Below are 11,183 nucleotides of genomic sequence, written 5' to 3'. Positions count from 1 at the left end.
ACGCCTTTACGTTGATACACAAGATGATTACTTTGTACAGTGCGTAAGTCCTATATATATATGGTATGGATGTCGATGTTAATAGATTAATGTCGCCAATTTGGTCAGTGCTTTTTTAAGCACTGTCATAAATCAAGCCAGCATCTATCTACCGAAATATCTCCTGAGAATGTCTCCATTTGGCAGCATTGCAATTGCCAATTCTCTTACCAAGCATTATTCTGGTTTCTTTAATATTAGGGAATTCCAAAAAACAAATTATCCAATTTTTAGAATCACAACAACTTTTCCTCCCCCTGCTCCCCTGCCCTAACTTAGGTTTTCTCTAACTGTAATACTTCTAATGCAGGACTACGCTTTGCCCAATTTATGTTCTGTTTACAATTTATTCTTCTTTATGATTCCAATACATCTGTCTTCAGTAGGGTAAAACGTTAAATGTACATTTGATAATCTTGCTAATGAAATTGATTAATTGCAATTGGAGTTAATAATGACATTTACACAAACTAGCGATCCAACTATTCGTGAACATGTTCAAGCTTGGCAAAAGTTGGATGTGGATAAACAACTGGCTTTATTTTGGTTCATTTACAAAGAAATGGGTGGCTCAATTACACCAGCTGCTCCTGGTGCTAGCACTGTTTCCCCAGAAATCGCTGAAGGTTTGTTTAACCAAGTTAAAGAATTATCTCACGAACAACAATTACAAGTTCAGCGTGACTTGATTAACAAAGTAGATACCCAAATTTCTCGTGAATACGGTTCTTTAGGTGATACCACTAAGCTACTATTTTGGTATCGATTATCTCAAGGTATGGATACTGGTACTATCATTCCTGTACCTTCTGACTATGAACTTCCCTCAGAGTGTCAAGCGTTGTTTGGCAGAATTCAAGGATTAGAGTTTGAGCAACAGATTACTCTTTTCCGTGATTATGTTTCGCCAATGGGTGCCGAAGCTAAAGCTGGTGCTGAAATTTAGCATTTTTGCAGTTGTTTAGCTTGCTTCAGGCTACCTTTTTAGTCCCAGAATGAGGATGGCTGTTATACCAAGTTCATTTGGTAGTAGTAGAAGAATTCAAGAATCATAATATCTTTACTCTCCACTAGGTTTAGGTGATTGGTGTTAACGTAGCCTTACCAACTCTAGCCTGCGGTATGCAGCATAGTCCTCATGAAAAGGGCAAGAATATTATATCCCTTTTGTTAAAGCTTCCCATATTCGCCAGTCGCTTAATATAAAGTTAAGTTTTGATGACTGGCGTCTATATTTTTTCTGATAAATAAATACAGAGTCAAAACTAAAACTCTTACTCTGTGTTCATCTATGCCCTTAGTCCAGTTGCACCCTATAGTCGTAACGCCCTTTATTTTGTACTCAATATAGTAAAAGTAATTATATTTAAAATAATCTACCTTTTGGTTGGTTTAAATATGCTTTAATTGTATTAAAAGTATATCTTTGTGTAGTGTTTTATCTAAAGTTATATCTTTAAAATGGATAGAGATTATAAGAAGGATAGACAGGACTTTTTTCATTGGAGATTTAATTCTTTTTTATATTTAATACCAAATTAAATCTATAATGAACACAAAAGGATAGCTAATTTAGCATAGGTTATTATGGCTGATAAACATCTTGAGCGATAAAACCTATATAGATAGTTTTAGTTTTTAATGCTTTAAATAGAGGCTATGCCGACGGTAGTATACTCCTACGCTAAAGAATATCTAAAACTTATTTAATACTTAAGATATGATACAGTACCCACTAATAGAATAGATACACTACTAACATAAATTCCTGCACGCTTGAGTCATAAAAAATTAGTATTAATCCCTAAAATGACATCTATTTGCTTGGTGTGGATTGTTTACAAGCAAAGCGAGAATCAAGTTTCTTCAAGGCAGGATTACAACTTTCATTTGATATTTTTTTAATTAATTAAGTAGTTAAGTACTTTGAGGTGTTTATGACTTCTACAAACGTCAATTTTTTAGAACAAAGCGTATCAAAATTTCAGAATTTGGATATAGACGATCGCCTGACGGTTCTAGCGTTACTGTATACTGAAATTGCTGATGAAATTCCAGCGTTGGCTTTGCCCGCCGCAGGCATCGCTCTTAATGATGTGCCAAACGAAAAGACTGCCAATTTAGTTGCACAAATTCAAAACCTACCACAGGCAGAACAGCTTTTTGCTTTGCGTCAGTTGCTAAACCAAGATAAAGCAGAGGAAACAGCAATTCCTACTGAAGAGTATACTTCAATGAACGCCGATGATAAATTAGCTTTTTGGTATCAATTAGCCCAAAACTTGGGAACTACAATCATTGGTGTACCAGATGACTATATACCTTCTGAAAAAGCTACAGAAGTAGTAGATTTACTTAACACACCAAACATTGAGGATTTAGTGACTTTCTTCAAGCGGGTGCTGTAAAACTTTTGATTTAACAATCAAAGGTGGGGTTATGCCTCACCTTTATTTTTATAACAATTTTCAGGTAAATAGACCACGCTCTACAGGCAACAGCTTAATCGTTACTTATAACAACTTCATCTGTAGTAACTCCAGCTTCAGAAACGATAACAAATGCTTAAGCCATATTAACTACATCTTAAGCTTTACTTGTGAAAAATTTAACGTTTGTACACCGTAGCTTCCCGCATCGGAAAGGGGGTTAGGGAGTTAGGTTTTTCGTGGACTTTTCCACATAACGTGGAAAGTCAGAGTAACAAGAGGGATGTCTGATAGGACAAGGTGAAGTTTTTTACTGTAAAATCAAACAGCGATCGCTCTCCTAAATACTGTCTTATTGTAAAAATTAACAAAATAATGCGATCGCTACCATTATCTTTTAGTAGCTCAACATTACCATTGCGAACTCGATAGTTTAAGGGAAATTGAATTTACCACTACTCAACTAAAAATTTCACAAAATCTCTGACAACTTTACCACCAGAGTATTTGCTAAATCCAATAACCTGATGTCGTCATCTGTATCAATAGTATTTTCTTCACCAGCTAACAGATTTATTACAGCAGATAACCTCTCATTAGTCTCAGTAATTCTCCACGATTCTTCTAAGTTTACGGCAAAATCAAACAGCGATCGCTCTCCTAAATGCTCTCTTACTTTCACCGCTACGCTATCATGACTTACCAAAAATTCTTTAATAGCATCTAATTGAGAATTACCTAATATTTCATCATGTCCCCACGTTTCTAGCCAGTCTCCCTCCACATCTTCAACGTAAATATTGACAAAATCAACACCATAAGTTAGCCAGTTCTGCTGCATTTGTCGCGCTGTTGCTAAAGCTTCAGCAAATGTATCTACTTGATTGTTGCAGTGAGTTTCTCTTTTGTTAGCCATAAAAGCTCTAATTAGCACGTAAGTATATAGGCTAGACACAAACCTGAAATATGAAATTCCTGAAAAGTCACGAAAACTTTAAATATTTGCCACCAGAAAGGTAATCACTGTTATACAGGGCCACGTTGACTAACTGGTTGACAAAATTAGCATCCTTGGGATTGTAACTTAAGAACAATCCTCTCTCTATTTCCCACGATCGCAGTGTATTTTGCCAAGCTTGGTACTTTTGGTGATTAAGTTCTTCAGAGACACTGGTAATTTGAATACAAAGTGGTTGATTGTTACGACTGCTAACAATTAGGTCTGTTGCCATCGATAGGTCGGCGATATAGCGCTGCCAAAAACTACCTTCTCGACTGACGACATCTTGGGCTATTGATTTAATGATATCATCATCAACCTGATTAAATTCGCCTGCCATCAATTTTTGTTTCCAAATATAAAACTTGGAGTCACTTGCATTAAACCATCTAGGAAACAGATAACCATACCAATATCTCTCAATCGGCGTCATTTGCTCGAACTTTGCTTTTTGTTCTTCTGAAGGTAAGGATTTGATTATCAGCCAAATTGTGGAATCTGTAATTACCTCTAGTAGAAAGGCAATGACAAAGGGTTTTGCAGTCAGGGAACCTGGCTTGATGTTCTTTACCCAACGATTGATTTCATCTAATCTTCTCGCTAAATTAGGATCTATCGAGGAGGCTTGCTCGATAAGGGACTTTAGCTTATACTTAATCTCTTTTGCTTGCAAACGACGCCCTACTTCCAGAAGATAACGCTTTTTTACACATTTAATAACTAAATCTTAACTTGAAAATGTCCCTCGTTAATTTCCTGATGTGATTAAATATTCTCTAGGTAGATGCTTTTTGCACGTAAAACCTCACGCAGTCGCTTGTTGGGCGCGTAAACTTTCTTGTTCTAGCTAGTCATTAAAATGATAGTATTAATTGATTTTCAGTAGTGAAGAATCTTAATTTACCTTCATAAACTCCCAAATTAAGTTCTAACTGCTGACTCCACAAACGTCCATCAGTGGTGGGTTGGATTTTCTGATACTTCCCATCAAGTAAATAAAATCCCTGGAGTTCCATTGTTACACGGTCAAACCAGAATTGACATTTCCCGCGAGAAATTGACGGGGATTCTTGGCAGGGGTGCAAGGCCTTCATACGTGTCAACTTAATGTAAACCAATGTCCCGCAAGGAACTGAAGTTCCTTGCTCATAGCAAAAGTCATCTAAAGATGAGTAAAATAGCCCTAAAATTTGAGTCTACTTCAGTAGACTTAAGCTATTAGCCAGAGAATTTATTCTCTGGCGGGTGAGGAGGACAACACTGAAGGGATTTCTAGCTTAAGTTTACAGCAATGCAAGGTCTTGCGCCCCTACGACCACGAATCTTTTAGCTACTGCTAGGAGTAAACTAGAACTGCATGAAATAACATCAGAGATTAATTCTACAGTAGCAGGTTCAGACATCAGCGATCGCCCCGCAATTATACGTTAATTTTACTGAAAATTCGGTAACTTGCAGATGCTTTTAAGAACTTGTAACAACTTAATTGCACCGGGAGATTCAGTCAGATTTAATAATGGCATCAACTGATAAATTGGCTGAACTTCATGTCTTAAATAAACAAATTGATAAAGCTGTCCGTTAGTTACCAAACCCCAAACTGATGACTGCTGCTCTAAACTCTTAAAAGCATAAGTGAGTAATTGAGGCAAACCCTCAATCACATTGACCGAACTATTTTTTGTTTCAATTACTAGAACCCAAAATGGCGGCGCAATATTACTTTGAGGATTGTTGATTGCTAAAATATCCATCCGCCCGGTAATTCTTCTGTCTTCATCTTCGACTGCGATCGCAATGCTATCTTCCATTGTCAACCGAATCGGCACATCGTAAAATCCAGCTAGCCGCATGAAGGGTGCGATCGTTAGAAATTTAACCAACCCTTCAGAGATTTTACCAAGCCTGAGATAACGACGGAAGTCGTTTCTAATTCGCAATAAATCTTGCTGTTCAAACTCTGTCAACGGTTCTAAATTTAAGAAGTCTGTGAATGAACCATCTGAAAGTTCTTCTAGTTTGAGAAAGCGATGAACATCGTTGAGAGATAAGCTGCTAGCTTCGACGGTGAGCGTCATAATTTCAGGCTTTACTTGTCAAGACTACTTATATTTTGCAACATTGGCGGTAGATAGGTTGCAATGTAACCTCTTTAACTTTCTTGATCGCTTGCTTTTGCTAGATGAAAATCAATGTAAACTAAATAACTCGGCAATTCCTATCTAGCTTAACGAAAATCTAAACACTGTCTAGCACAACTGGGCTAAGAATAGTTTTTAATCACAATAGCGATCGCACTCATAATTAACCATGTCTCAACCAACTATAGAATCAATCCTACAAGAGAATCGCCTGTTTCATCCTACCTCGGAATTCTCACAGAATGCCCATATCAAAAGTCTGGAAGAGTATCAGCGCCTCTACGACAAAGCCAAAGCTGATCCACAGCAATTTTGGGCAGATTTGGCGGGAACAGAATTAGAATGGTTCCAAAAATGGGACACGGTATTAGATTGGCAACCACCTTTTGCTAAGTGGTTCGTTGGCGGTAAGATGAATATTTCTTACAACTGCCTTGACAGACATCTCACTACTTGGCGCAAAAATAAAGCAGCATTGATTTGGGAAGGGGAACCAGGTGATTCGCGTACCCTTACCTATGCCCAACTGCACCGGGAAGTTTGCCAGTTCGCTAACGTATTGAAGCAACTGGGTGTAGAAAAAGGCGATCGCGTTGGTATTTATATGCCAATGATTCCTGAAGCTGCGATCGCAATGTTAGCCTGTGCCCGAATTGGCGCACCCCACAGTGTGGTATTTGGTGGTTTTAGTGCCGAAGCTTTGCGCGATCGCTTAGTTGATGCCACAGCTAAACTAGTAATCACGGCTGATGGTGGTTGGCGCAAAGATGCGATCGTTCCTCTTAAGGCACAGGTAGACAAAGCCTTAGCTGATGGTGCTGTTCCCAGTGTTGAACATGTCCTCGTTGTCAAGCGCACTGGACAGGAAACTTATATGCAGTTGGGAGGACGCGATCATTGGTGGCATGATTTGCAAAAAGGAGTATCAGCAGATTGTCCCGCCGAACCGATGGACAGCGAAGATATGCTGTTTGTTCTCTACACTTCTGGCAGCACCGGGAAACCGAAGGGCGTAGTGCATACAACTGCTGGTTATAATTTGTATACCCACATCACCACCAAGTGGATCTTTGACCTGCAAGACACAGATGTATACTGGTGTACCGCAGATGTAGGTTGGATTACGGGACACAGCTACATAGTTTACGGCCCGCTTTCCAACGGTGCAACAACTATCATGTATGAAGGTGCGCCCCGTGCTTCTAATCCTGGCTGTTTCTGGGATGTAATTGAAAAATACGGCGTTAACATTTTTTATACTGCACCTACGGCAATTCGGGCATTTATTAAGATGGGCGAACAACATCCCAACGCGCGAAACCTTTCTTCGTTGCGTTTGTTGGGAACCGTCGGCGAACCAATTAACCCAGAAGCTTGGATGTGGTATCAGAAAGTAATTGGTGGCGATCGCTGTCCAATTGTTGATACTTGGTGGCAAACGGAAACTGGCGGTATCATGATTACACCGTTACCAGGAGCAATTCCCACCAAACCCGGTTCTGCAACTCTTCCCTTCCCCGGAATTATTGCAGATGTCGTAGATTTGGAAGGAAACACCGTACCCAATAACGAAGGCGGCTATCTAGCAGTGCGACATCCTTGGCCAGGAATGATGCGGACAGTCTACGGCGATCCAGAACGTTTCCGCCGCACCTATTGGGAACATATCCCGCCCCAAGATGGTAACTATACTTACTTTGCTGGTGATGGCGCAAGACAAGATGAAGACGGCTACTTTTGGGTAATGGGTCGTGTGGATGACGTACTGAATGTATCAGGACATCGACTCGGTACAATGGAAGTAGAATCAGCCTTAGTTTCGCACCCAGCAGTTGCAGAAGCGGCAGTAGTGGGTAAACCTGATGAACTCAAAGGTGAAGAAGTAGTTGCTTTTGTGACTTTAGAAGGTACTTATCAGGGAAGTGAGGAACTGAGTAAAGAACTCAAGCAGCACGTTGTCAAAGAAATCGGTGCGATCGCTCGTCCCGGAGAAATTCGCTTTACAGACTCTTTGCCTAAAACGCGATCGGGTAAGATTATGCGGCGCTTGCTGCGGAATCTAGCTGCCGGGCAAGAAGTCTCTGGTGACACTTCGACATTGGAAGATAGAAGCGTCTTGGATAAATTACGGGAAGGCGTGTAAGTTATTACAAATGAGGTTAATAGGGGCGCATGTATGTGCGCCCTTACTGTCTTCCTACTGATGTATTACGCGATAACGCACCTCAATTTATGATAAAGATTTAGAACATTATTGAGGCATTCAGGGCGATGAACGTAAAGCGCAAACTGAAATCAGCATTTGTTCAATCTTTTAGCGGCATGACGCTAAGTATCATAACTGTAATGGTGATATCACCATTAGTGACAGCGGTTCATGCAAAAGCTTCTTTACATTCGTCTGAACAGTCTGTTGAGAGACAACCACAAAAAATAGCACAGTTTCCAGGCACAGGCCCATCAGAGCGATCGCAGATGCTGCAACAAGCCAATGCTTTATTTAATCAGGGAGAGTTGACAGGTGCAGAGGAAAATTTACGCAAATTCGTTAAACAATTCCCAGACGATGCCTTCGGACACTTTCAACTAGGAAATGTGCTTTTTCGACAAAAGAAAGCAGAAGAAGCAATTAGCTCTTATCAAGAAGCCATTCGCCTCCAGCCAAAATACGCTCTAGCTCACAATGCGATGGGTATGATTTACGCAAGTCAAAGTCGCTGGGATGAAGCCATTAGTGAATATAAAAAAGCTCTAGAAATTAATCCTAATTATGGCGAGGGGCTGACTAATTTTGCACTGGCATTGTGGCAAACAAATAAAAAAGACGAGGCATTATCTTCTTTAGAGAAAGCTTTAAATATCTTCAAAGAACAGAATAGAGGTGAAAAAGTTAACCAAGTTGAAAGGATTTTGCGAGAGATTAAAACTGCTGATGATCCTAGTGTTTCATGAAAATTAGCAGGTAGACCAATGCTGTAAAATATTTGAACAGGTAGGGTGTGTAGCTAAAACTAACGTGCCCTACATTGTTACTTACTTCTTTTAAAAAATAATTTTTCGCATATTATCAACTTTTTTCTTAAAATCCGATTGCTCTTTCAACCTATGTAATGGGCCTTTATATTTTTCAATTTCATCTATTAGTTCCTTAACTGCTGGAGCCGAAACTTTTAATTTCATCATGTTTAAAAGCTCACGATACTTACTTTGACATAAGTTATGCTGAAGTTTACTAGCAATTATTGTGTTATTGAAAGACAAAATTACCATAACTGCTTGAGTTGTGTCGAATCTTTCAATGAGAGACTTATAGCTAGTTTCAGCATTGCGGGAAATTCCATTTCCATTAGTAATAAAAACTTCTACTAGCCCCAAAACATACTTTTCACGTATTTGAAGAGGAACCTGTCCCTTGTCATTAATAAGTGTCTCTAATGCTTTTGCAAACGGTGACTCATTATTGAAGTTATCCCACCCGCGATGAGCATTAAGTAAGTTATCAACAGCAGTATCTATTTCTGCGGATAAAAGAGCTTCAGGAATATATGATTTGCCTGAAACTATTTCCAAAAACTCGAGGGCACGCTTTGCTTCTAGTTGATCATTATTTGCAACAAACCTGCCATATTTAGTCCCAAATTGCTGACGTGCCTGCTCATCGACTCTATCCCATAGATGAGGTATTAGCCTATGAAGATTTTGTCTTGTCTGTGGTGTTGTATCTAAGCGTGTGTATATGCCAAATAATCCTGATGCTAAATTGTTAGTTTGTTCTTGGTTAAGCTCTATAAAGAATGCTGCTATTTGTTTAGCATCCGATTCGGAAATATTATGTTTTTTAATATTTTTGAGAAATTTTTGTATTTCTATTGTTCCATTAGACAAAGGTAAAGAAATAACTTCTTTAATACAAGTTTCCAACCAAGAAATTAGGTTTAAACCCGTAATCTCGTTCTGATTTGGATGAGCAGCACTCACCCAATTACGCATATATATGATTGTATCTAAATGCTTGTATCCAATCTCTGAAATTAACCCTATCTTTCTGCCACCCTCAATTAATTCACTGTCATTTACTTTAACTAAATCATCTTCTGAATTCAGATTTTTACGTTTTTCTGGACTATTTACGGCATTATCATAAAAATATGAAATATCATATTGAGATACACGCTTTCTTAACTCTAAAATTGTTTCGTCCCATAAGTAATTTAATGCTGCATCGAATAAACCTGATGCTACAGCAGCAATATATTTAGAGATGTATACAGAACGGGGCTTTTGCTCATCATTAATCTTTGATAGTACATCGGTGAGATTTCTGAAAACAATTACACGCTCATTTACTGAAACTAATACAGATTCAGTTGGTAAACCTTGTTCTGTTAAAAAACCTAACACACTTGCTTCAAAGTTATCTAACTGGGAACTATAGCTTGGCTGTGTAATCATGTCAGACGAGTTCATTTTTTCCCTGGATTACTTTTATGCAGTGTATTGTAGTTGTAATATAAAAAAAGTGCCAACTTTCAGTAGTATACAAAATCATAATTTACAATGAAAATCATAGAAACCTTCGGTTAAAGCCTATGACTTCGCTATCGGCATTAACTTTACCTGACCACACCCAGTTACCAGACTCAGATGGTACTTTTGTGAAAAACTGGCAAGAGCATCCGCAAAGTATCTTACTCACTGACTCGATTACACCTGTCTTAGAGAAACTCCATCCTGATAGTCAATATTGTATTGGGCAAGATTTAGGCATCTACTGGCGATTGACAGATCCTCCTGAGAAAGGGGCTGAAGCACCAGACTGGTTTTATGTATCCAATGTACCACCGACTCTTGAAGGTAAAACACGGCGTTCTTATGTGTTGTGGAAGGAGTATATTGCACCCTTGATTGTGCTGGAATTTGTCTCTGGAGATGGTTCAGAAGAACGAGATAACACACCACCATCTCAAGGGGAAAGTGGAAATGTTGGTAAATTTTGGGTTTATGAGCAAGCTATTCGAGTGCCTTATTATGGAATTTATGAAGTAGCAAAAGCGCAGGTGGAAGTGTACCATCTAGTGGATAATACTTATCAACTGATGAAACCCAATGAACGAGGGCATTACCCAATTGTTCCTATGGGCGTAGAGTTAGGAATCTGGCAAGGATTTTATCATAATGCAGAGTTACCTTGGTTGCGCTGGTGGGATGCACAAGGAAATTTACTGCTAACGGGTTATGAACGCACTGAAGTTGAGCGACAAAAGCGTAAGTTAATTGTAGAGAAATTGCGATCGCTCTCAGCTGAACAACTCAACGCTTTAGGGATTGACCCAGAAATGTTGGATTAAGAAATATTATCGTCTACTAATAATACAACTTTGCCAGTAAAAATTATTGTACTGACATCCACATTTTTATCCAAATTTATGACTAGGAATTTGCCAAAATCATCAGACGCGGCACTTTTATTAAAGTTTTAGGGCATATAGGACTAGTATTTGATTTATGAAAAAATCTAAGTAGGGTGTGTTACGGCTTCCGTAACGCACCAAAATCTTCGGATGGTGCGTTAGC

The 11,183-nt window shown here is 38.9% G+C and carries 10 protein-coding genes; 5 read left to right on the top strand and 5 right to left on the bottom strand.

From position 1 onward, the window contains the following. The first annotated feature begins 493 nt into the window (after positions 1-493). Together VB740_RS14700 and VB740_RS14695 are read left to right on the top strand one after the other, a co-directional pair. Complete coding sequence (locus VB740_RS14700) at positions 494-985, top strand: orange carotenoid protein N-terminal domain-containing protein (protein ID WP_323200726.1); 492 nt, start codon at positions 494-496, stop codon at positions 983-985. A 991-nt stretch (positions 986-1,976) separates the two neighbouring features. Then, positions 1,977-2,447 carry an orange carotenoid protein N-terminal domain-containing protein gene (locus VB740_RS14695; RefSeq protein ID WP_323200725.1) on the top strand — a complete coding sequence of 157 codons (471 nt, stop codon included), beginning with the start codon at positions 1,977-1,979 and terminating at the stop codon, positions 2,445-2,447. A 493-nt stretch (positions 2,448-2,940) separates the two neighbouring features. Here the strand turns inward: VB740_RS14695 and VB740_RS14690 are convergent, their stop codons facing one another. From VB740_RS14690 to VB740_RS14675, 4 genes are all read right to left on the bottom strand, one after another. Continuing rightward, on the bottom strand, positions 2,941-3,384 hold the full coding sequence (locus VB740_RS14690; protein ID WP_323200724.1) for a hypothetical protein: 444 nt from the start codon (positions 3,382-3,384) through the stop codon (positions 2,941-2,943). Between the two features lie 67 nt (positions 3,385-3,451). Continuing rightward, positions 3,452-4,141: a hypothetical protein gene (locus tag VB740_RS14685; RefSeq protein ID WP_323200723.1), complete on the bottom strand. Its 690-nt coding sequence runs from the start codon at positions 4,139-4,141 to the stop codon at positions 3,452-3,454. Between the two features lie 181 nt (positions 4,142-4,322). Continuing rightward, positions 4,323-4,562: a hypothetical protein gene (locus VB740_RS14680; RefSeq protein WP_323200722.1), complete on the bottom strand. Its 240-nt coding sequence runs from the start codon at positions 4,560-4,562 to the stop codon at positions 4,323-4,325. A gap of 339 nt (positions 4,563-4,901) precedes the next feature. After that, entirely contained in the window at positions 4,902-5,546 is a 645-nt protein-coding gene (locus tag VB740_RS14675) for a restriction endonuclease subunit R (RefSeq protein ID WP_323200721.1), read from the bottom strand. A 232-nt stretch (positions 5,547-5,778) separates the two neighbouring features. On the opposite strand from VB740_RS14675, the gene acs reads away from it, so the two are divergent. Beyond that, positions 5,779-7,752 carry an acetate--CoA ligase gene (gene acs / locus VB740_RS14670; RefSeq protein ID WP_323200720.1) on the top strand — a complete coding sequence of 658 codons (1,974 nt, stop codon included), beginning with the start codon at positions 5,779-5,781 and terminating at the stop codon, positions 7,750-7,752. A 128-nt stretch (positions 7,753-7,880) separates the two neighbouring features. Then, complete coding sequence (locus tag VB740_RS14665) at positions 7,881-8,561, top strand: tetratricopeptide repeat protein (protein ID WP_323200719.1); 681 nt, start codon at positions 7,881-7,883, stop codon at positions 8,559-8,561. Between the two features lie 90 nt (positions 8,562-8,651). On the opposite strand, the gene VB740_RS14660 is transcribed toward VB740_RS14665, so the two are convergent. Continuing rightward, positions 8,652-10,061 (bottom strand): hypothetical protein, encoded by a 1,410-nt coding sequence (locus VB740_RS14660; protein WP_323200718.1) that lies wholly within the window; start codon positions 10,059-10,061, stop codon positions 8,652-8,654. Between the two features lie 137 nt (positions 10,062-10,198). Here VB740_RS14660 and VB740_RS14655 point away from each other — a divergent pair, with 137 nt between their 5' ends. After that, positions 10,199-10,957, top strand: coding sequence for a Uma2 family endonuclease (locus tag VB740_RS14655; RefSeq protein WP_323200717.1), 759 nt, complete (start codon positions 10,199-10,201; stop codon positions 10,955-10,957). The last annotated feature ends 226 nt before the right edge of the window (positions 10,958-11,183 follow it).

It is taken from the genome of Nostoc sp. UHCC 0251, assembly GCF_034932245.1.
In the GTDB taxonomy this organism is placed as follows: domain Bacteria; phylum Cyanobacteriota; class Cyanobacteriia; order Cyanobacteriales; family Nostocaceae; genus Nostoc.
Note: the sequence above shows the minus strand (reverse complement) of the source record. Positions and strands in the feature narration are given on the sequence as shown.